Consider the following 22,340-nt stretch of genomic DNA (forward strand, 5'->3'; position numbering starts at 1 on the left):
GCCAGAAATTTATTCTAGATCGACCTGTAAATTCAAAAAATTGATAATAATTTGATTGAATTCCTCCGGTTTTTCAGTATGTAACCAGTGGCCAGCATTATTTATAGTTTTCAATTGTGCTCTAGGAAATAATCTTAATATCTCATCAAGATGCTTGTCTTGTATGTATGGGGAATTCTTTCCCCTGACAAAAAGAGAAGAGCCTATAAACGGTTGTCCGGCAGGAGCTGAGGTTAACTTATCATGGTAATTAGCGATAATACCTTTCATGAAAAGCCGTAGGTCAAATTTTCCATCTATTCCACGAACAATATTTTTTAAAAGAAATGCCCTGATTGCGCCATTCTTAATACAGGATGATAGTAATTTGTCTGCTTCCGTTCTGGAGGATGGCCTTGTTTTAATTAAGACATTTAGTCCTGCAATTACTTCACCATAACGATCAGACTCATAATTGACAGGCGAAATATCCGCAATGACAATTTTGTTGATCCTGTTGGCATGATTCAATGCTACTTGCATAGCAATTTTTCCACCCATGGAATGACCTATTAAGGCAGCCCGACTAAGATTTAAATCATTCATCAGCCTGATGATATCGTTGGCCATGCAGGGATAATTCATTTCCTCGCTGTGGGGAGATTGACCATGGTTCCGAAGATCCGGTGCGATGACCATATATTTATCTGAAAGCACTCGACCCAATAAGCCCAGATTGCTTCTAGAGCCAAACATGCCATGCAGTAATATTAAAGGTTCGCCAGCACCTTGAGTAGAGTATTTTAATTTCACAATCGTCAGTTTATTTGAGTTAGTAAGTTTTTAGAAAAGAATTATTTTTTTGCCAGAAGATGGCTCTTGATAACTGAAGCTCTAACATCAACTAAACATGCCGTCTTGTGACTCCAGCCCACCAAGGCAAATATATTTCAGTTCTAGATAATCATCAAGGCCGTATTTTGAACCTTCTCGGCCTTGCCCTGATTGTTTTATACCACCAAAAGGAGCCATTTCATTTGAGACCATACTTTCATTGATGCCAACGATACCATAGGCTAGTTGTTCTGAAATTCGCCAAATTCGATTGTTGTCAAGAGTATAAAAATAGGCTGCTAAACCATACTCTGTATCATTCGCTAGTGCGATAGCTTCAGCTTCAGTATTGAATTTGAATAAAGGAGCTACAGGACCAAAAATTTCTTCAGAAAAAATCCGCATGCATTTAACGGCATTATCAAGAACCGTGGGCTCTATAAAATTACGGCCTAGTTTTGAGCGACCCCCGCCGATTAGTGCTGTCGCACCTTTGCCGATAGCATCTTTAATGAGCGCGCAAACATTATCAGCAGCTTGTTCGTTTATTAAAGGCCCAATAGAGGTGTTTTCTGCAGCCCCTAAGCCCAAAGAAAGCTTTCCTACGGCATCGGTGAGTTTTTTAGAAAACTCTTTATAAACGCCCGATTGGATAAGAAATCGATTGGCGCAGATGCATGTTTGACCGGCATTTCTATACTTTGAGGCTATGGCCCCCTGCACAGCAAGATCTATATCTGCATCATCAAATACTATAAATGGCGCATTTCCTCCTAATTCCATAGAGGTGCGCTTAACAGTACTTGAGCTGGCAGCCATGATCTTTTTCCCTACGGCTGTAGACCCAGTAAAAGACAGTTTCTTTACTAGTGGATTGCTGGTGAGCTCAGACCCGATTTCTTCGGGATCGCCAACTATTACGTTTATAACACCCTCTGGAATACCAGCTCGTTCAGCCAAAGCAACGAGAGCCATAGCGGAAAGGGGCGTCTCGCTGGCAGGTTTACATACAACTGTACATCCAGCAGCCAGTGCTGGAGCAATCTTTCTAGCCAACATAGCACAAGGAAAATTCCAGGGAGTAATGCATGCTACAACGCCTATCGGCTGCTTGATAACAAATAGTTTTTTATCATTTGTTGGTTCAGGTATCAGATCCCCGTAGATGCGTTTAGCTTCTTCTGCGAACCATTCAATGTAGTTTGCTCCATAGACCACTTCTGCTCGTGCCTCAGCCAAAGGCTTGCCTTGTTCTGCTGTAAGAATTTGAGCAAGATCTTCTTTGTTGTCAATAACCAGGTTGTACCATTTGCGCATTAATTTTGATCGATCTTTGGGGTTCGTCTTGGCCCATAGTTTTTGAGCTGCACTTGCTGCCCTAATCATTCTTTTAGCTTCCGTAGCCCCACATTTAGTCACATCGACAATGACAGCTCCATTAGCTGGATTTTTTACGGCAAGAGTGTGCCCGGTATCAGAAGATATCCACTCTCCATCAATAAAAGACTGAGTTTTGAGTAGTGATAAGTCATGTAATATTAAGGTCTTGTTCATGCGTAGCCTAGTTAAATATGAGCAAAATACTTAGACAAAGTGTCTAGTATTTTATTTCAATAACTGATACTTGCAATAATTTCTTGGGGTTAGCCCCGTCCAATTTTTGAAAGCCCTAGTAAACGATCTAGGTTCAATAAAACCAACTATCTCTGAAACCTCTTCAACGGAGAGCTTGCCTTTTACCAGCTTGTCGATAGCCGTTTCGCGTCGTATGTTATCTTTTATCTTTTGATAACTAGTGCCTTCATCTTTTAGTCGCCTATAGAGAGTTAAAGGTTTTAAGTTTAGAAGTCTAGCCAAATTCTCTATTTTTGGAAAAATAAGTTTTTGTGAACTACTCTGCATAATTTCTCTTTCAATTTGAGATTCTAGGCTCACTTTATCCCCTGGAATTGTCATGATTTCTGCAGGGTGGTTGGCTAGAAATATATTTAATTCTCTGGTCGTTCGCACTAACGATTTTGTTAGATATTTATGAGAAAATGAGATACTGGTTCGCGCTTGTTTAAATGACAGGTTTCCAGGGAACATAACGCGAAGCTCTTTTATGTGGGCTGGCATTTCATGACTAAAACAGGTGCCTTTTAGGCGGATAGTCTCTGCGATGTACCAGCTAGAGAATCGATGCCATGTCACTAAAAGCCATTCAGCTAAAAAGTGCTCGGGGTCAAGCTCAGGTTGCATTAAATGGAATTGCAGTTCAGTGATGTTGTTGTCGTTTGTGTGGAGTTGTATTTTTACAGAATCTATAATCAAATTATAAAAAAGAACCATTTTCTCCAATAAGTCTCCTAATGTTTTGCATTGATCTGAAAGCTCGCAAAACATTTGAAATATGCCATATTTGCATGGTTGCGCAGTAAATCCCATAAATTCATCATTTAGCTGCGTCTGAACTAGACGGAAAAGTCGTGCCACTTGATCAGTGTGGATTCTGCATCCTGTCTGCTCTATTAAGGTTGGATTAATACCAGCTCGCGCCAATAGCACCTTAGGGTCAAAATTATTTTGACGTATTCCATAAAGACAGGACAGGACATGATGATGTGAAATTGTAGCGATAACTTGATCCTTAAGATATTGTATAAAATCGGTGAGTTTCTTTTAAAAATTAACCATACTATAGTGTATTTTATTTATTTTATGAATTAATTAGTGAGTTTTAGAGGTAAAATTGGACCTTGTGCATCCTTTATGGCTCATTCATAGTAAAACTAATACAACACTTTGTTATGCTAGTGAATAATAACTGCACAGTCATTATTTAACTTATGCGAGGACGCCCCCAATGACAGATACGTCTAAACCCAATTATTCCAATTGGACAGACTTGGCTAAAAAAGAAATCAAGAGCCAAACCTTAGATCGCTTGCTATGGAAAACTCCAGAAGGAATCGAAATTAAACCTCTGTACACGTCCGAAGATGTTACTGGGCTGAAATATCAGGAAAGCCTTCCTGGCTTCATGCCATTTAAACGTGGCCCAAAAGCTACCATGTATGCAGGGCGCCCTTGGACCATCCGGCAGTATGCAGGATTCTCTACTGCAGAGGAATCTAATGCATTTTACCGTAGTAATCTGGAGGCTGGCCAGCAAGGATTGTCTGTAGCATTTGATCTACCTACACACCGCGGTTATGACTCTGATCATGAGCGTGTTGAGGGAGATGTTGGCAAAGCCGGTGTTGCCATTGATTCTGTTGAAGACATGAAAATCCTTTTTAGAAATATCCCCTTAGATAAAGTCTCAGTTTCTATGACCATGAATGGGGCTGTATTGCCAGTGATGGCGAGCTTTATTGTTGCTGCCGAAGAGCAGGGCGTGAGAGCTGAAGCGCTCATGGGCACCTTGCAAAATGACATTCTTAAAGAATTTATGGTTCGAAATACCTATATTTATCCTCCCTCTCCATCGATGCGTATTGTCGCTGACATTATCGGCTACACCTCTAAGTATATGCCCAAGTTCAATTCTATCTCTATTTCCGGATATCATATGCAGGAAGCTGGAGCCACCAATGTTCAAGAGTTAGCTTTTACGATTGCAGATGGTATTGAGTATGTAAGAACAGCTATAAATAGTGGCCTGGATGTTGATAATTTTGCCCCCAGATTGTCATTCTTTTTTGCAACTGGCATGAATTTTTTTATGGAGATAGCAAAACTTCGTGCGGCTAGAATTTTATGGGCAACGTTGATGAAAGAGAAATTTTCCCCCAAAAATGAAGCAGCGTTAATTCTCCGTACACACTGCCAAACTTCCGGTGTCAGCCTAACCAGCAAAGATCCTTACAATAATATAATCAGAACAACCATTGAGGCTATGTCTGCTGTCCTTGGAGGTACGCAATCATTGCACACTAATGCATTCGACGAGGCTCTTGGTTTGCCAACAGAATTTTCTGCTCGTATCGCTAGAAACACTCAGCTGGTGATCCAGGAAGAAACAGGTGTCACTCATGTGGCGGATCCCTTGGCTGGGTCTTACTACATAGAAACACTGACCGATCAGCTGGTCAAAGCGGCTCGAGAGTTAATTGATGAAGTGGAAGATATGGGAGGAATGACCAAGGCAGTTGAAACTGGTATGCCTAAATTAAGCATAGAGAAAGCAGCAGCATTAAAGCAAGCAAGAGTTGATCGAGGCGAAGAGGTTATTGTTGGCGTCAACAAATTTGAGCTAACAGAGGAGCCAAACATAGAGATTCTTGATATTAATAACACTTCTGTCCGTGACTCTCAAATTGAAAAATTGAAAAAAATTCGTCAAGAACGTGATGATGTTTTATGTCAGAATGCTCTTGATGCCCTCACTGAGTCAGCGACCACAGGGCATGGGAATTTGTTGGATTTGGCAGTAAATGCTGCTCGATTGCGAGCAACAGTTGGTGAAATTTCTTTTGCATTAGAAAAAGAGTGGGGAAGGCATCAGGCTGTGACAAGAACTATTAGTGGTGTTTACGGTTCCGCCTACGAGGGGGATAAAGAGTTTTCTGCCATCCAGGAAAAAGTAAAAGCCTTTGCGATCGATACTGGTAGGCGGCCACGCATGCTGGTGGCAAAAATGGGACAGGATGGACATGATCGGGGAGCCAAAGTGATTGCTACAGCATTTGCTGATATTGGTTTTGACGTGGATATTAGCCCCATGTTTCAAACCCCAAAAGAAGCTGCTCGTATGGCAATCGAAAATGATGTACATATAGTAGGGGTCTCTTCTCAAGCCGCCGGACATAAAACGTTAGTACCCCAGTTAATCAAAGCTTTAGCTGATCATGGGGCAGCAGAAATTAAAGTAGTTTGTGGTGGCGTTATCCCTCCTCAGGATTATCAGGAGCTATACGATGGTGGGGTTATTGCTATATACGGCCCAGGCACGAATATCCCATCTGCTGCTGCAGAAATTCTCGAATTACTTTGTAGAAATGCTGATAATGAAGAATAGGAGAATATGATGCACGAGGTTATCGAGCAGCTAGCAGAAAAAAGAAAACAAGCACACCTTGGTGGTGGCCAAAAACGCATTGATGCCCAGCATCAGAAGGGCAAGCTAACCGCTAGAGAGCGCATTGAACTGTTGCTTGACCGAGATACATTTGAAGAATGGGATATCTTTGTAGAGCACCGCTGTACCGATTTTGGTGTCGACAAAGAGCACATTCCTGGCGATGGCGTGGTGACCGGATACGGTACTATTAACGGTAGATTGGTATTCTTGTATAGTCAGGATTTTACAGTTTTTGGTGGCTCATTATCAGAGACACATGCTGAAAAAATATGCAAAGTAATGGCGCAGGCAATTAAAGTGGGTGCACCAGTTATTGGTTTGAACGATTCCGGTGGTGCCCGGATTCAGGAAGGTGTAGCCTCTTTAGGCGGCTATGCAGATGTATTTCAGCAGAATGTTATGGCTTCAGGGGTTATTCCTCAAATCTCTATGATTATGGGCCCCTGTGCAGGCGGCGCTGTTTATTCACCAGCAATTACAGATTTCATTTTTATGGTGAAGGACAGCTCTTATATGTTCGTAACAGGACCTGATGTTGTTAAAACTGTTACCCATGAAACAATCACAGCGGAAGAGCTTGGAGGTGCGATAACCCATTCTAGCAAATCAGGTGTTTCTGATCTGGCCTTTGAGTCCGATATAGATGCCCTGCTTAATTTACGGCATTTCATCTCTTTTTTGCCAGCAAATAATCGGGAAAAGCCGCCTATATGGCCAACAGACGATCCTGCTGATCGTATCGAAAACTCTTTGGACTCGCTAATCCCTAATGATCCCAATAAGCCCTATGACATGAAAGAGCTCATCATTAAGGTGGCCGATGAAAGAAATTTTTTTGAAATACAGCCCAATTATGCAGCTAACCTGATCATTGGGTTTATTCGTATTGACGGTTCTACGGTGGGAGTTGTCGGCAACCAGCCATTAGTGCTTGCTGGTTGTTTAGATATTGATGCATCAAAGAAAGGAGCACGTTTTATACGTTTTTGTGATGCATTTAATATACCAGTTTTAACATTTGTTGATGTCCCTGGGTTCATGCCGGGCACTAGTCAGGAGTATGGGGGCATCATCAAGCATGGCGCTAAACTATTGTATGCCTATGCTGAATGTACTGTACCTAAAGTGACAGTAATAACACGTAAAGCTTATGGTGGAGCCTATGATGTGATGTCGTCTAAGCATCTTCGTGGAGATGTAAATCTTGCATGGCCAACAGCAGAGATTGCTGTAATGGGGCCAAAAGGTGCAGTGGAAATTATCTTTAGAAAAGACATTGGGAATTCAGAAAAAATTAAAGCGAGAGAGGTCGAGTACCGTGAAAAATTTGCCAACCCTTTTATAGCAGGAAAACGTGGATATATCGATGATGTTATTTTGCCTCGAGATACTAGAAAGAGAATCGCTCGCTCGCTTGCCATGCTAAGCAACAAAGATATAGAAAATCCGTGGCGAAAACATGGAAATATCCCCCTATAGATAACTAAAAATTCTTAAATCTATTGTTCGATATAAATGTAATTTTTAATAGAAGATAGTGTATGTTTAAAAAAATTCTTGTAGCAAATAGAGGTGAGATTGCTTGCCGTGTATTCCGAACAGCAAAGGCTATGGGTATTCCAACTGTCGCAGTTTATTCGGATGCAGATAGGGATGCCTTGCATGTGATGATGGCTGATGAGTCTGTATATATTGGCCCCTCTCCCTCTGTAGAAAGCTACCTTGTGATTGAAAAAATTATAGATGCCTGCAAAGCTTCAGGAGCTGATGCGGTCCATCCTGGCTATGGTTTTTTGTCTGAAAATAAAAAATTCTGCCAAGCTTTGGGCTCCGCAGGCATCTCTTTTATTGGTCCTGGCGTAAAAGCCATAGATTCTATGGGAGATAAAATAACCTCCAAGGCGATAGCGATCAAGGCTGGTGTTAATGTAGTGCCCGGATATGACGGGATCGTACAAAACTCTGACGAAGCGGTAGAAGTTGCAAAAGGTATTGGGTTTCCAGTTATGCTAAAGGCTTCTGCCGGTGGCGGCGGCAAAGGCATGCGTGTGGCTTGGAACGAAAAAGAGTGTATAGAGGGTTTTGAGCGTGCAACAAGTGAGGCTCTTTCAAGTTTTGGAGATGGACGTATTTTTGTTGAGAAATATATTAAAGACCCGCGTCATATTGAGATCCAGATAATGGCTGATGGGTTTGGAAATATCGTTTATTTAGGCGAACGCGAGTGCTCTATCCAGCGCCGTCATCAGAAGGTTATAGAAGAGGCTCCTTCGCCGTTTTTAACAGAGGCAGTTCGGAAAAAAATGGGAGAGCAGTCTGTATTATTAGCCAAGGCTGTTGATTATCAGTCTGCAGGTACAGTTGAATTCATTGTAGATTCAGACATGAATTTTTATTTCTTAGAAATGAATACTCGCCTGCAAGTAGAGCATCCAGTTACAGAAGCAGTAACTGGATTCGATCTAGTTGAATTGATGATTCGTGTTGCTGCGGGAGAGAAGCTTCCTTTGTCCCAGGGGGACATACGTCTTCAGGGGTGGGCCATAGAGGCTCGTGTTTATGCAGAGGATCCGTTTTTAAATTTTATGCCTTCCATGGGTAGGTTAGGGCGCTATATTTCACCGCAAGGTGAAGGGGTGCGAGTTGACACCGGGATAACTGAAGGCGGCGAGGTATCAAGATTTTATGATCCTATGATTTCAAAGCTAATAGCTTACGGATCTGATCGCAACGAGGCCATTGAGAGAATGATTGATGCTTTAGATGCTTACTATATTCGTGGCGTCCAACACAATATCAGTTTTTTGAGTGCTCTTGTAGCCCATCCTCGTTTTAGCTCTGGAGAGTTCACAACTAATTTTATTAACGATGAGTATCCAAATGGATTTAACCCTGGTCTCGTATTTCAGGATGACCCTGCTATTTGTGTTGTAGCAGCTACAGTAATCCATAAAAAGCATAATGATAGAGGGGCCATGATTTCTGGCCAGTTGTCTGGCCATGAGTATGTTCCGCTAGAAGAACTGGTTGTCATTATGGATAATGGGGTTACTGCGCATCAAGTAACAGTTGAGTATTCTAATCAAACTTATAGCGTTACGCTTGACGATACAGTTTATTGTATTGCAACTGATTGGCATATTGGTGAAGCTTTATTTAAGGCAAAAATCAATGGTAGGACTATTTGCCTTCAGGTAGATGAAGTAGGGCGAGCCCTCCATTTATTTCACCGAGGTGCAAAAAAAGAAGCTCTTGTCGTCTCTCCTAGAGTGGCAGAACTTAGTTGTCATATGCTGACTAAGGAACCACCCGATATGTCGAAACACTTGCTTTCTCCAATGCCTGGTTTGCTTATCAAGCTAACAGTAAAAGTTGGCGATATTGTTAAGATAGGTCAAGAGTTGGCAATTGTAGAAGCTATGAAAATGGAAAATAGCTTGCATGCTATTTCTGAAGGGGTAGTTAAAAAGACCCCGGCTAATGTTGGAGATATCCTAGCGGTTGGACAACTAATTATTGAATTCAAGTAAGTGATACGTGCTTATGGTTGTATTATTTTGCATTCGATGCTTTAAGGAAATAATATTGTGCTGAAGGGGTAATAATATTGCAGTTGACTTGTAGCGAGCTGGCAAAAAATGTACTGCTTGGTGACAGGCGGGCTTTATCTAAAGCTATCACTTTAGTTGAATCAGTTCTTCCGACTCACAGGGAGGATGCATTAGAGTTGCTTGAACTTCTTGTCCCGCATACTGGTAATTCTATTAGGATTGGAATTTCTGGTGCTCCAGGTGTAGGTAAATCAACTTTTATTGAATCATTTGGCAATTACGTTATTGATCAGGGTCATAGAGTTGCCGTCTTGGCAGTAGATCCGACGTCCTCTGTCAGCGGAGGTTCCATACTAGGAGATAAGACGCGGATGGAGGTCTTGTCAAGAAAAGAGAATGCATATATTCGCCCTTCTCCAGCAGGTAAAACATTAGGCGGGGTGACCCGAAGAACGCGAGAAACACTATTATTGTGCGAAGCCGCCGGTTTTGATGTGATTTTTGTGGAGACTGTTGGGGTAGGTCAGTCGGAAACCCTTGTAGCAGAAATGACAGACATGTTTTTACTGTTGTTATCGCCTGGCAGTGGAGATGAGCTCCAAGGGATCAAGCGCGGCATTATGGAGCTTGCTGATTTAATTCTTGTAAATAAATCTGATGGAGACCAGCTGCCTGCGGCTAACCGTACAGTTTCTGACTACCAGTTGGCGCTACATTTTCTGCATAGCCGGAGTCTGAATTGGACAGCTAGAGTGCAGGCAATATCTGCCCTTACCAGCCAGGGTATTGATGTGGCATGGCAGGCTGTTATTGAATATCGGAATTTATTGGAGCATGTTGGAGAAATATCATCACGTCGAACGGCGCAATCCTGTGCTTGGATGTGGAGTGAAACTGCCGATGAGCTTCTGACGGAACTAAAAGAAAATAAGTTAGTTATGGCTCTAGCTGAAGATTTAGAGCGTGAGGTAAAAGAAGGCTTGCTGCCTCCTACAGTTGCAGCAAAAAGACTGATTCAAACATTTAGACGGTAGATGAGAAATAGATGCGAATTAGGAAATAAGAAGGTGATTCATGATTGGAAATCTTAATCATATAGCTATTGTCGTGGCCGATCTTGATAAAGCTATAGCTGTATATCGTGACGCATTAGGCGCAAAAGTCTCTGTTCCAGTGGACCTACCAGAACACGGTGTGCGAGTAGTATTTATAGAATTAATTAATGCCAAAATAGAACTGCTTCTGCCTATTGGAATGGATTCTCCAATAGCTAAGTTTTTAGAGCATAATCCTGATGGAGGCATGCACCATATTTGTTATGAGGTCGAAGATCTTATTGATGCAAAGAAAAAGTGTATCAGTCAAGGGTTACGAGTGCTGGGCAGCGGGGAGCCTAAAATTGGCGCTCACGGGAAGCCTGTTATATTTCTTCACCCAAAGGATTTATGCGGCACCCTCATAGAGTTAGAGCAAGTGTAGAGAAGCGGGCAGAGGCGGCTAACCCTTAGCCGCTGTTTTCAGATTGATAATACTCCATGAGTATCTTTGCTACTTCTGGTCGAGAAAATTCTGGAGGAGGAGCAATTCCTTCGCTTAGTATTTGTCGAACTTTAGTGCCAGATAGTATGACGAAGTCTTCATGTGTGTGATCTTTCACTTCATTCATCATTACTACTTTGTCTAATTTTTTTGAGTATGCGGTGTGGTCTGCGCGAAAAATTTCTATCTCAAGTGAGCCAGCTGGTACTTTTTCATCAAAAATTGTTTGAGCATCAAACGCTCCATAGTAATCTCCGACACCAGCATGATCTCGACCCACAATTAAGTGTGTGGCACCCATGTTTTGTCGGAAAACGGCATGAAGAACTGCTTCTCTTGGGCCAGCATAAAGCATATCGAAACCATACCCATTAACCATGACTGAGTTTTCTGGGAAGTACAATTCCACCATCTTTCGAATGCAGTCATCACGAACAGATGCAGGAATGTCACCTTGCTTTAATTTGCCGAGCAGCATATGAACGATTACACCATCTGCATCAAGTCGCTCCATTGCCATCCGACATAGCTCTTCATGCGCTCGATGCATAGGATTTCGAGTTTGAAAAGCTACAACTTTTTCCCAGCCTCGAGCTTGAATTTCATCACGGATCTCTTGTGCTGTTCTAAACGTATTTGGAAAATCATGCTTAAAATAACTGAAATTTAGCACTTCAATTTTTCCAGAAATTAGATGATTACCTAAGCTAGAAAATGTAGAAAATCCTGGGTGCTTGGGGTCCGCGGTACCAAAAATTTCTTTTGCTACAGCTTGAATTGCTTCATCGGAAACTAACTCGATATCATCCACGTCCATGATGGCCATGACCGGATGACCCTGAGTGTTTGGGTCTCTTAAAGCAATACGTTTAGCACTTTTTATCTCACTAATGTCATCAGTGAAATTGATGATTGGCGTTGGCCAAAATAATCCCTGTGTTGTATGTAAGGTTTTGGCAACACTTAGCGTATCTTTGAGATTCATGTAGCCCTTCAAGGGGTTAAAGTAGCCGGCACCCAGCATCACCGCATTGGCTGCAGCTGAAGAATTCATGACCAGAGAAGGCAAGCAGGATGCCTCTTGCGTTAGCTTATCGTGCTTTTCTTTATCATATACAAACAGTGGATTTAGTTTTGCCGAGCCATGAGGCTTGATCACGTGATGCTCTCCTGTGGGGTTAATTGTCTGATGAAAGCTGCATTTATAATTATAAAGTGCAAGTAGAGCTCATCGGAGGAATATCCGGCCCAATTTCTCTAAACTTAAATCTTGGTTGCGCCTGATTTTGTGAGAGCTGCATAATATCGAGTATTTCTTTATTTTTCCACCCAAGACAAGAGCGGAGCTGCTTTTGTTGAATGCTACCATGTAAAAATGACTACATGATGTAACATTAAATGCGAAAACAGCGTTCACGATTGGCATTTATGCCGCTATAATGTACCTTTATATTTTCGCAATATATGTACCTATCTTGCCTTAAGCACGAATAACATGGAGAAGAGAATGAGCCAATTTACAAAAATGGGCTTTGCTGTTGCATCACTGGTGATATTTCTAGGGATTGCAGGTTGTGGGTCTGATGAAAAAGAATTGATACTTACCCCCCAACAAGAAAAAGAAATTGCTGAACGACTCACTCCGATAGGTGAGGTGGTTTTACAAAAAGATATAGCCACTTCTATGCCGGCTATTGTGAGTACTGTATCTGCTCCAAAAGTAGAACTTTCAGAAGGTTCAGAGCATATTATAAAGATGTTAAATTCTGGTTCCGGCGGAAGTATGGTTTTTGAGCCTGCTGTGATTAAAGTATCTAAAGGCGATACCATCCATTTTAAAGCGACAGATATGTCGCATAATTCAGTCTCCATGGACGGCATGATTCCAGAGGGCGCCTCTAGTTGGGCTGGACAATTAAACCAAGATATAACCGTCAAGCTGGATAGTGAAGGGGTCTACGTCTACCAATGTGATCCACATGCTATGATGGCTATGATCGGCGTTATTCAAGTTGGAGAAGCTGTCAACCTCAGTGAGGTAAAAAATGCAGCAATCGATAAGAAATCAGCTTTTATGATGAATTCAGACAGGCTGGATACTTACTTATCACAGCTGTAAGATAAGTTACTGAGCGATCTTACTTAATAGCCAGGAATCCCTCAAAACAGAGGTACTTTTGGACTGTATTGATGTCAACAAATCCAGCTCTCTTGAGCATGTCTAAATTACCTTGTGTGGAAAAAGGCTCGAGAACACCTTTTAGGCTTCTAGATTTAGCAATAATCTCATCAGCTGAATAGCCTTGGCGAATTTTATAGTCGCTATATAGGGCACTCAAAATATCCTGAAAGCGTGCATCTGCACCATGCACTTTTTCAAACAACAATAAAGCTCCTCCCCAGTTTAATTTGCTATAAAGCTTGTCGATTAATTTTTGACGCACTGATGTATTTATAAATTGAATGGTATAGTAACAAACAATTAAATCTGCGTTATCCATCTCTAATTCGATGACATCGTCAGCAATAAAAGAAACATTTAACCCTTTTATTTTAGTGGCCTTACCGCTGGCTTTTTTGATCATATCTTTTTCTATATCTATGCCAATAAAGCGGGCCTCTGGTTTTTTTTGATTATGTATCGCAAGCTTTAGGGTCAGGGTGCCTGTAGAACAACCTACCTCATAGCATAAAGAGTCTGGCTTAATAAAAAAATCACTCATATCACATATGAGATCATGCCCCTCTTCGTAGAGGGGAACTGATCTGGATATATGATCATCAAATAAATCCACAACCTCCCCATTAAATTTCCAATTTGCCCTATCTGCAGGTAATCCATCGCCCACCTTTGTCATTTCGCATTCCTTCTTATAACTGAAGCATTTAGTTACGCCATATTATCACTAAACTATCTAATGCTCTCAGACAATCTAACAGTTAGAATAAGCCTATGACACTGCCTAAAAAAGTCAAAATTGTAGAAGTAAGCCCAAGAGACGGCCTTCAAAACGAACAGCAATTGGTTAGCGCTAAATTAAAAATAGAGTTGATCGATCTTTTGGTGGACGCAGGAGTTCGCTATATCGAGGCGGGTAGTTTCGTGAACCCCAGCTGGGTCCCTCAGATGGCTACTAGTGATGCTGTTTTTCGTGGTATTAAGCAAAGGCAAGGTGTCACCTTTTCAGCATTAACCCCAAATCTACAAGGGTTTAATCGTGCTATGGCAGTTAATGTTGGAGAAGTTGCTATTTTTACGACAGTCTCCGAATCTTTTAGTCAAAAAAATATCAACTGCTCTGTTGATCAGAGTTTGAAACGTTTTACGCCTGTTCTCAAGGCTGCTGCAGATAAAGATATACCTGTGCGGGCTTATATTTCTTGTGTGGCGGGCTGCCCTTACGAGGGAAACATAGATCCAACTAAAGTCGCTGAGCTAGCTGCTAGACTCAGCGAGATGGGATGTTACGAGGTCTCACTGGGCGATACAATAGGTGTTGGTACACCAGGCAACATCTCTCGAATGATTGAAAAAGTAGCGGAAAAAATTTCTATCCAGAATATTGCTGTGCATCTGCATGATACTTACGGCCAAGCACTAGCAAATATTTATGCTTCTTTGTTGATGGGCGTCTCTGTCATTGATAGCTCTATAGCCGGCTTAGGTGGCTGTCCTTATGTAAAAAATTCTCAAGGTTCGACTGCTTCAGGGAATGTTGCCACTGAAGATCTGATCTATATGCTTAATGGGCTAAATATCCAGCATGGCATAAATTTAGAAAAAATTGTTGAAGCCGGCCGCTTTATTTCCAAAGAGCTTGAAAGAAGCAATGGATCAAAAATTTCTATAGCATTAACTTGATAATGGCATGCTTTTTATTGTATTTTGCAACCCCTTAACTACTGTTACTAACAAATGCTAATTTAGAGAGCCCCTATGAACTCCTCTTCTGAGAATGAATCCACAGAAAAAAAATTACAAGATATTAAAGAAATCACCGTAAACGGAACTGTGATTAGTCCTGCTGAGATAATTCAGGAGATGTCGCATCATTCGACGGATTCTCCGGAAGACATGATTAAAAAGTCATCTGAGGTCCTGATTACACAGTTGCTACTTGTCCAAAAAGCCCAAGAGCTCGGATTGAATAAGCGTCTTCCAAAAGATAGCGACATACCTGTCGAAGAAACTATAATTGGCAGGCTTATTGAGAAGGAAATAGCAAAGTCAGATGAAGTTTCTGAAGAGGAATGTGAGAAGTACTATGATGAACATAAAGTTGAATTTTTCACCCAAGAGATGCTGGAGTTAAAGCATATTTTGATAGGTGCTACTCCTGAGAAAAAAAATGAAAGATCTCAGGCAAAAAAATTAGCTGAATCATTAATATTAAAGTTAAAAGACTCTTTAGATCAGTTTGATTTCTTGGTGGATGAGCATTCTAGCTGCCCTTCTAAGGAGACCGGCGGAACGTTAGGTAGAATTGGGCGAGGTCAAACTCCTCCAGAATTTGAAAAAATAGTTTTTGCTCTTAGAGAAGGCTTAGCCGACAAGCCTGTTAAGTCTAATTTCGGCTTTCATGTAGTTTACATTGATAAAAAAATACCAGCGAAACAGTTAGATTATGATCAGGTTAAAAGTGATATCGCTGATATGTTGATAGAAATTGGCCACCGCATAGAAATTTCTAAATATATTCATCAGCTAATTGATGCGGCAGACATTCAGGGTGTTGATTTTAAAATCGGTCGTCCGGCATAAAGTAAACTAACATTTTCTTGTGCAGTCCTTAGCCCATGTCTTGGCTGCAAGTATCTCTACATATCACGGCCTAGAATAGCAATCTGCTGTGAGATTAATTCTTTGCTGTCCTCATTTAACTCTTCAACTCTAAATAGTATGCTTTTTTCGCTGGGAGGATATAAGGATATATCTTGGAGTGACCCATGTGATTTAGTTGGTGCATCTAGAAGTATTTCACCATCAACCGCTTGTTCTAGCATTAACTGAAGTGAATTCAAGTGCGCCTCACAATGCGATTCATTAAGGATCTGAGATCTGGAGTATTTTTGTGTGTCATTTGATATTACGCTAGCTAGCTCTAACTTTATCCCTTGTGTGTCGAGTAATTTTTTACTTAAGTCATGAATTGCAGTGGCGCAGTATAAAGCCCTAAGAGGGTGATCATCATATTCCGACTTTCCTTTGAATTGCAGGTATATGCTGCGCTGTCCTGCGCTTAGTCTGGTCGCTCCATAAATTTCCGCAGCATCGTTAACCAGAACATCAAACTGAGACATAACAGATTCAAGATGTTCTGGATTTACTCTTGTTTTTAAGATAGTTAAATTTTTACAGTCAATAGCCAAAAGCGCATAATCCTCTACTTTTTGTTCGGCATAGGGCTGTTGATTTTCTTTTCTAGTTGCTATTAGAGGTTTTAGCCGGTGCTCGAGTGCACTCAACTCATCCATAGTCTCTTTATTATCCCCAGGCAGCTGTTGAATAAGATGATTGAGCCTAAATGAAAGAATTTTCCCTATTTTGGCTGATAAATATATTAGTATAAAAAATATGCTAGCAAATAAAAAAGCGATTGCGAAGCGCAAAGTTTGAAAATATGCCGCAAAAAATTCTTGGTCGAATCGGACTAGAGCATAGCCTGCAGTAGCATTCTCTATAGTTATGGCGCTGGTGTAAGTATGGGTTGCATTACTTGCCAGGGAAGTCCTGTTGGCGGATTTCGTAGCTTTTACCAGAAGTCTTCTAGATGCGTCATGCACCGCAACATACTGAATACCTTCAATGGTTAGCATGTCGTCTACTTCTATCTGGAGGCTCAGTTTATCTTGGTTGATGATTGAATTTCGAGACACTTTAGCTAGTTGTGATGACAGAGCCTGCCCTAGATAATTTTCTTGCTCATCAGCTATTGAGTCTAACTCTACACTTAATATTATTGCGCTTAGACTCGCAAAAGTTAAAGAGAATATTATGGTAAACGTAGGCAACAATTTTGCATAAGATTTTTTGTTCTTGCCCATTCTTAATTATTCCCATAAGGTTTATCAGATTAGACTCATTCTATCTTATCGGTCGTCCTTCTATAATACCCAATATAGAGGGCGGCAGTATTATTAGCTTGTATTTTTTATATTGGAATCAATTGTGAGAGAAATTTTACTTATTAACATATCGGGCGATGATAAGCCTGGGGTAACACAAGCTGTGTCAGAGGCATTGATGGATCATCGGTGTGATATCTTGGATATTAGCCAGTCCGTCATACATGATAATCTAAATCTTGGATTATTGGCGAGAATACCTTTAGGTCATCAGTTAGAAAAAATAAAGGATGAAATTTTTTCCTCCCTTAGCTTGATAGACATGAGGGTTCGTTTTCAGCTCATCGCTGATGAGGATTATTCAAACTGGGTTGATCAGCAAGGCAAGCCTCGCCATATTGTAACTTTGTTATCGCGAAAGGTTACAGCTGAGCATATCGCTCGTGTAACTGCTGTTACAGTTGAGCATGGCCTTAACATAGACAAAATTACTCGTCTCTCCGGGAGGATGTCCTTGGATCGAATGGAAAGCAGTAGCAGGTCTTGCGTGGAGTTCTCTTTACGTGGGGTGCCTTTAGATTTGGCTGTCCTTCGCTCCTCATTGCTTGAAATGTCCAGTGAAATGGATGTTGATATGGCTTACCAAGAAGAGAACATTTTTCGTCGCAATCGTCGTTTAGTTGTTTTTGACATGGACTCAACGCTGATTGATGCTGAGGTGATAGATGAGCTGGCAAAAGAAATAGGGGCTGGCGAACAAGTTGCTGAAATAACCGCAGCTGCCATGAGGGGCGAGCTGGATTTTAAGGAAAGTTTTAGCCGACGTCTGCGATTTTTAGAGGGCCTCAATGAATCGGTGCTAGAGAAAGTAGCTGAACGTTTACAGCTTACAGAGGGTGCCGAAGAGCTAATGGCTACACTTAGACTTTTAGGTTATAAGACAGCTATTCTTTCGGGTGGATTTGACTACTTTGCCTGTCAAATTCAGAAAAGACTAGGGATTGATTATGTTTATGCAAATCAACTTGAAATAGTTGACGGTAAAGTGACTGGAAATATTACAGGAGAAGTCGTTGATGGCGCCAGGAAAGCCGAATTATTACGGAATATAGCCGCTGGTGAGAGGGTTAGCCTAGAGCAGGTTATAGCAGTAGGAGACGGAGCTAATGATCTACCTATGTTAAGTATTGCCGGCCTAGGAATTGCCTTTAGAGCCAAGCCTTTGGTGAAGGCAACTGCCAAGCAATCTATATCTAAAGTTGGTTTGGATGGCATTCTTTATTTAATGGGCATTAGTGATAGGGATGTCTCGCGATGGGAATAACATCCTGACGGACAAAAAACTAAAGCAGAGGAGCTTTACTTGGCATGCCGGGAATCTCTCGCACTAGTTTTGGGACTAAATATCCAGGTAGTCTCGACGTAAGCTTAAGAATTAGGGCTTTGGCCGTCGCGTCGTTTACTTCAAAATGGGCCGCACCTTTTACCTTGTCCAGTTGATGTAGATAGTAAGGCAAGACTTTCATTTGGAAAAGCCGTTCACTCAGCTCTTGAAGCACTTCAATTGAATCATTAATTCCTGCAAGCAGCACTGTTTGATTGAGAAGTATTACTCCTGCTTGAGAAAGACGGTTAAGAGCAGCAGCTACAGAGACATCTAGCTCTTTAGGGTGATTGCTGTGAATGACCAGTGAGGTCAATAGGCGACTTGATGTTAGCCACTCTATACAGTCATCTGTTATTCGGTCTGGAATAACGATAGGGAGCCTTGTGTGCACCCTTAGTCTTTGAATGTGTGGTATTTTGGAAATCTCATTAGTTAGCCAGCGTAACTGTTTGTCGCTAGCCGCAAGAGGGTCGCCTCCGCTAAAGATAACCTCAGTTATTGAAGTATTATTGCGAATGTAAGCTAGCGCTTGCTCCCACTCACCTCGGCCTGGCTTATTTTCCTGATAAGGGAAGCTACGTCGAAAGCAATAACGACAATTAATCGCACAATTAGTACTAACAACTAATAATACGCGGCCTGGATATTTGTGTATCAATCCAGGGACTAAGTTTGCTTCTGTTTCCTCTAATGGATCTGTTGTATATCCGGGTATCGCATACATTTCTTCTTTTGATGGGAGAATTTGCTTTAATAATGGATCGTTAGGGTCGCCTTTTGTAATACGTTTCAGGTATGCTTTCGGCGCTCTCAATGAAAAATCATTGCTAGCCTCTGTGGCCCCGCCCAACAGGCTGTCTATTATTTTTTGATCGAACTCAAGCCACTCGAGTAGTTTTTTTGGATCTCGAATACTTTCAGCGAGCTGCTCTTGCCAGGTAAGACTATCTACAGATGCAATAGAACGGGTTATCATAGCGGTCTCTTATATATGTGCTTTAAAATAATTTATTGAATATTGAGGTAACAATGGCTAACTATTCTACCAATGAATTTCGTTCCGGTCTGAAAGTAATTATGGATGGCGATCCCTGCAGTATCCTAGAAAATGAACTTGTCAAACCTGGCAAAGGTCAGGCTTTTAGTCGCGTTCGTTTGCGTAATCTTAAAACAGGACGCGTCTGGGACAAAACTTTTAAATCTGGAGAATCCCTTGAGGGCGCTGATGTAGCAGAGACGGATATGCAGTATCTCTATAACGATGGAGAGCACTGGCACTTTATGGAGCCTGACACTTTCGAGCAGCACCAGGCTGATAAAAACGTTGTTGGTGATTCGGCGTTCTGGCTTAGAGAGCAAGATACTGTGATGGTAACATTACACAACGGAGCCCCTTTGGTAGTTACACCGGCTAATCATGTGGAGCTGGAAATTACAGATACTGACCCAGGCCTAAAAGGTGATACTGCTCAGGGAGGCACTAAGCCGGCCACCCTAAGTACTGGTGCAACAGTTAAAGTGCCGCTTTTTTTAAATATTGGCGAGATAATTAAGGTTGATACCCGTACTGGAGAATATATAAGTCGGGCCTAACTACCAGGCAAGGCAAAAATTTTACTGACTATGAGCAATTGGAGACCAACAGCTACGATCGAGACCCTAAAGTTTCGATCGGAGTTATTTTTTGTGATTCGCAACTTCTTTAAGGACAGAAAAGTTTTGGAGGTGGATGTTCCTCTAATAGGACAAACTGGGGTAACTGATCTGCATGTCGACTGTATTGAGATCGATATGGCTGGAGAAAGAAAATATCTGCAGAGTTCGCCAGAATACTTTATGAAGAGATTGCTTGCGTCTGGTTCTGGCTCCATTTACTCATTAGGTAAAGCTTTTCGTGCAGAGGAGATTGGACGCTACCATCAGCCAGAATTTACCCTTCTTGAATGGTATCGTCTTGGGTTTGATGAGCATCAGTTGATGAGTGAATTTGCAACGCTTATTAAGAATTTAGGTCTAGATTGTAAGCATCAAATTCTAAAATATGCAGATATTTTTGAGCAGGTAATTGGTTTGAATCCGCATAAAGCAACTCTTGTTGAGTTGCAAAAGATAGCCTCAATTGCATCCAATAGAGATTTTTTTGGAGACAATCGTAGTGACTGCCTTAATTTAATATTTAGTTTTTCTGTTGAACCAAACCTTCCAGATAGCTTGATTTTTATTCATGATTATCCAGAATGTCAATCTGCGTTAGCTCGATTGAAAGAAGACTCTCAAGGCAATGTGGTAGCCAGACGGTTTGAGGTCTATTTGAATCGTGTAGAGCTGGCTAATGGATATGTGGAGCTTAATGACCCAGACGAACAGAGAGGCCGGTTTGCTGCTGATGCATCTCTCCGTGAAACTGCAGGTAAGAAAATCATGCCTGCAGATGATAATCTTCTGGATGCTGTAGAATTTGGACTACCTTTTTGCTCGGGGGTGGCAATGGGGGTGGATAGGTTACTGATGCAGTTGTTAGGTATGGATCAAATTTCTCAGGTGATGCCATTTGCCTGTATCTCAGATGATATCAGCCATGAGTAGCTCGCTTAATGATTCTCTCCCTCCTGCTATTTTTCTTATGGGGCCAACGGCTTCAGGAAAAACAGATTTAGCGGTAGCACTTCGAAATCACCTACCTGTTGAACTGATTAGTGTTGATTCGTCACAAGTCTACAGGGGAATGGATATCGGCTCGGCAAAACCAACCCGAGAATTGCTAGAACAGGTTCCCCATCGATTAATCAATATTCGAGATCCCTCTGAAGCCTATTCTGCGGCCGATTTTGCACAAGATGCTCGAAAAGAAATGGAAGATATCACTAGACAAGGCGGGATCCCGTTATTGGTAGGCGGAACAATGCTTTATTTTAAAGCGCTTCTTGATGGTCTGGCAGATAACCCGCCATCTGACCTTAAAATACGCAAAAAAATTGAAGCTGATGCGAGAGAAAAAGGGTGGCCTTATTTGCATGCTCAGCTTGCAGAGATTGATCCAGAGTCTGCTGGAGCGCTGCATCCTAATCATTCTCAACGTATACAGCGGGCATTAGAAGTTTTTCAGATAACAGGTAAGCCCTTGTCCCTCATAAAGCGAAATCAGCAAGAGAAGGGAAGCTTAATTGAGTCTATCTTAAATGATTACAAGCTTGTGCAGATCGCACTAATGCCGTTGGATCGACTATATTTAAATCAGTGTACTGAGCGGCGATTTAAATTAATGCTTGATGCAGACTTTGAGTCTGAGGTTCAGGTACTATATGAGCGAGGAGACCTACATCCAGATCTTTCTTCTCTGCGCGCTGTTGGATATAAGCAAATGTGGAGATATTTATCGGGAGATATTGGTTATGATGAGGTATACCGTCTAGGCATTATAGCGACAAGACAACTTGTTAAGCGTCAGTTGACTTGGTTGAAAAAATGGCCCCATTTACATCAAATCCACATTAATTATGCAGATGAAAAAAAAGTTTTTTCTGAAAAAGCATTAGCTGATTGCTTAAAAATTTTAAAAGACTCATGTGTATACAGGAATGTTTTGCAGCAGTATTGTAGGTAGAACGACCAGCCACTAGTGTTGTATGCCAATAAGCATTGGAATAGAGGAGTTTTAATGTCAAAAAGAAATAATCTTCAGGACCCTTTCTTAAATATTTTACGCAAAGAGGGCATACCGGTCTCTGTTTTTCTTATAAGCGGAACTAAACTACAAGGGCAGATAGAATCCTTTGATCAATTTGTAGTATTGTTAAAAAACACAGTAAGTCAAATGGTGTATAAGCATGCCATTTCCACCATAGTCCCTTCCCGTAGCGTGCGGTTGCCAGAAATTGATATGAGTGATGAAAATGAAAATTAAACTATTGAGCTATAG

20 protein-coding genes are annotated in these 22,340 nt (G+C 41.4%); 13 read left to right on the forward strand and 7 right to left on the reverse strand.

All coding sequences use genetic code 11. The annotated features are described in order from the left end of the window. Positions 1-9: 9 nt before the first annotated feature. The 3 genes from ABXT41_RS01425 to ABXT41_RS01435 all read right to left on the reverse strand — a co-directional run bounded on the left by ABXT41_RS01425 (position 10) and on the right by ABXT41_RS01435 (position 3,360). Positions 10-792, reverse strand: a complete 783-nt coding sequence (locus ABXT41_RS01425) for an alpha/beta fold hydrolase (RefSeq protein ID WP_415391062.1) — start codon at positions 790-792, stop codon at positions 10-12. Between the two features lie 87 nt (positions 793-879). Beyond that, entirely contained in the window at positions 880-2,367 is a 1,488-nt protein-coding gene (locus ABXT41_RS01430) for an NAD-dependent succinate-semialdehyde dehydrogenase (RefSeq protein WP_415391063.1), read from the reverse strand. Positions 2,368-2,418: 51 nt separating this feature from the next. Then, on the reverse strand, positions 2,419-3,360 hold the full coding sequence (locus ABXT41_RS01435; protein WP_415391064.1) for an AraC family transcriptional regulator: 942 nt from the start codon (positions 3,358-3,360) through the stop codon (positions 2,419-2,421). 298 nt (positions 3,361-3,658) lie between these two features. On the opposite strand from ABXT41_RS01435, the gene scpA reads away from it, so the two are divergent. The 5 genes from scpA to mce all read left to right on the forward strand — a co-directional run bounded on the left by scpA (position 3,659) and on the right by mce (position 10,908). Beyond that, positions 3,659-5,815 (forward strand): methylmalonyl-CoA mutase, encoded by a 2,157-nt coding sequence (scpA, locus tag ABXT41_RS01440; protein ID WP_415391065.1) that lies wholly within the window; start codon positions 3,659-3,661, stop codon positions 5,813-5,815. 6 nt (positions 5,816-5,821) lie between these two features. After that, a complete protein-coding gene (locus ABXT41_RS01445; protein WP_415391066.1) occupies positions 5,822-7,357 on the forward strand; it encodes an acyl-CoA carboxylase subunit beta in 1,536 nt (511 codons plus the stop codon). A 62-nt stretch (positions 7,358-7,419) separates the two neighbouring features. Continuing rightward, on the forward strand, positions 7,420-9,408 hold the full coding sequence (locus ABXT41_RS01450) for an acetyl-CoA carboxylase biotin carboxylase subunit (RefSeq protein ID WP_415391067.1): 1,989 nt from the start codon (positions 7,420-7,422) through the stop codon (positions 9,406-9,408). 77 nt (positions 9,409-9,485) lie between these two features. Continuing rightward, entirely contained in the window at positions 9,486-10,463 is a 978-nt protein-coding gene (meaB, locus tag ABXT41_RS01455; RefSeq protein ID WP_415391068.1) for a methylmalonyl Co-A mutase-associated GTPase MeaB, read from the forward strand. 40 nt (positions 10,464-10,503) lie between these two features. Continuing rightward, positions 10,504-10,908 carry a methylmalonyl-CoA epimerase gene (mce, locus tag ABXT41_RS01460; protein WP_415391069.1) on the forward strand — a complete coding sequence of 135 codons (405 nt, stop codon included), beginning with the start codon at positions 10,504-10,506 and terminating at the stop codon, positions 10,906-10,908. A gap of 25 nt (positions 10,909-10,933) precedes the next feature. On the opposite strand, the gene sat is transcribed toward mce, so the two are convergent. Continuing rightward, the gene (sat, locus tag ABXT41_RS01465; protein ID WP_415391070.1) at positions 10,934-12,127 is read right to left on the reverse strand and encodes a sulfate adenylyltransferase; all 1,194 of its coding nucleotides are present in this window, start codon (positions 12,125-12,127) and stop codon (positions 10,934-10,936) included. Between the two features lie 348 nt (positions 12,128-12,475). Here sat and ABXT41_RS01470 point away from each other — a divergent pair, with 348 nt between their 5' ends. Then, on the forward strand, positions 12,476-13,087 hold the full coding sequence (locus tag ABXT41_RS01470) for a pseudoazurin (RefSeq protein WP_415391071.1): 612 nt from the start codon (positions 12,476-12,478) through the stop codon (positions 13,085-13,087). Positions 13,088-13,106: 19 nt separating this feature from the next. On the opposite strand, the gene ABXT41_RS01475 is transcribed toward ABXT41_RS01470, so the two are convergent. Beyond that, on the reverse strand, positions 13,107-13,826 hold the full coding sequence (locus tag ABXT41_RS01475; RefSeq protein ID WP_415391072.1) for a methyltransferase domain-containing protein: 720 nt from the start codon (positions 13,824-13,826) through the stop codon (positions 13,107-13,109). Positions 13,827-13,921: 95 nt separating this feature from the next. Here ABXT41_RS01475 and ABXT41_RS01480 point away from each other — a divergent pair, with 95 nt between their 5' ends. Beyond that, on the forward strand, positions 13,922-14,830 hold the full coding sequence (locus ABXT41_RS01480; protein ID WP_415391073.1) for a hydroxymethylglutaryl-CoA lyase: 909 nt from the start codon (positions 13,922-13,924) through the stop codon (positions 14,828-14,830). A 75-nt stretch (positions 14,831-14,905) separates the two neighbouring features. Further along, positions 14,906-15,730 carry a peptidylprolyl isomerase gene (locus ABXT41_RS01485; protein ID WP_415391074.1) on the forward strand — a complete coding sequence of 275 codons (825 nt, stop codon included), beginning with the start codon at positions 14,906-14,908 and terminating at the stop codon, positions 15,728-15,730. Positions 15,731-15,786: 56 nt separating this feature from the next. Here ABXT41_RS01485 and ABXT41_RS01490 read toward each other — a convergent pair whose 3' ends face one another. After that, a complete protein-coding gene (locus ABXT41_RS01490; protein ID WP_415391075.1) occupies positions 15,787-17,013 on the reverse strand; it encodes a hypothetical protein in 1,227 nt (408 codons plus the stop codon). A 124-nt stretch (positions 17,014-17,137) separates the two neighbouring features. Between ABXT41_RS01490 and serB the strand changes: the two genes are divergently transcribed. Further along, complete coding sequence (gene serB, locus ABXT41_RS01495; protein WP_415391076.1) at positions 17,138-18,358, forward strand: phosphoserine phosphatase SerB; 1,221 nt, start codon at positions 17,138-17,140, stop codon at positions 18,356-18,358. A gap of 19 nt (positions 18,359-18,377) precedes the next feature. Here serB and epmB read toward each other — a convergent pair whose 3' ends face one another. Beyond that, a complete protein-coding gene (gene epmB, locus ABXT41_RS01500; protein WP_415391077.1) occupies positions 18,378-19,397 on the reverse strand; it encodes an EF-P beta-lysylation protein EpmB in 1,020 nt (339 codons plus the stop codon). 53 nt (positions 19,398-19,450) lie between these two features. Here epmB and efp point away from each other — a divergent pair, with 53 nt between their 5' ends. The 4 genes from efp to hfq are packed head-to-tail and all read left to right on the forward strand — an operon-like array spanning position 19,451 to position 22,325. After that, on the forward strand, positions 19,451-20,014 hold the full coding sequence (gene efp / locus ABXT41_RS01505) for an elongation factor P (protein ID WP_415391078.1): 564 nt from the start codon (positions 19,451-19,453) through the stop codon (positions 20,012-20,014). Positions 20,015-20,044: 30 nt separating this feature from the next. After that, positions 20,045-21,007 carry an EF-P lysine aminoacylase EpmA gene (gene epmA / locus ABXT41_RS01510; RefSeq protein ID WP_415391079.1) on the forward strand — a complete coding sequence of 321 codons (963 nt, stop codon included), beginning with the start codon at positions 20,045-20,047 and terminating at the stop codon, positions 21,005-21,007. Next, complete coding sequence (miaA, locus tag ABXT41_RS01515) at positions 20,973-22,025, forward strand: tRNA (adenosine(37)-N6)-dimethylallyltransferase MiaA (RefSeq protein ID WP_415391080.1); 1,053 nt, start codon at positions 20,973-20,975, stop codon at positions 22,023-22,025. The genes epmA and miaA overlap by 35 nt, the downstream gene beginning before the upstream one ends. A gap of 54 nt (positions 22,026-22,079) precedes the next feature. Beyond that, entirely contained in the window at positions 22,080-22,325 is a 246-nt protein-coding gene (gene hfq, locus ABXT41_RS01520; protein WP_415391081.1) for an RNA chaperone Hfq, read from the forward strand. The last annotated feature ends 15 nt before the right edge of the window (positions 22,326-22,340 follow it).

The sequence above is a fragment of the Porticoccus sp. Uisw_050_02 genome (genome assembly GCF_047729555.1).
Classification (GTDB): Bacteria; Pseudomonadota; Gammaproteobacteria; order Pseudomonadales; family Porticoccaceae; genus Porticoccus.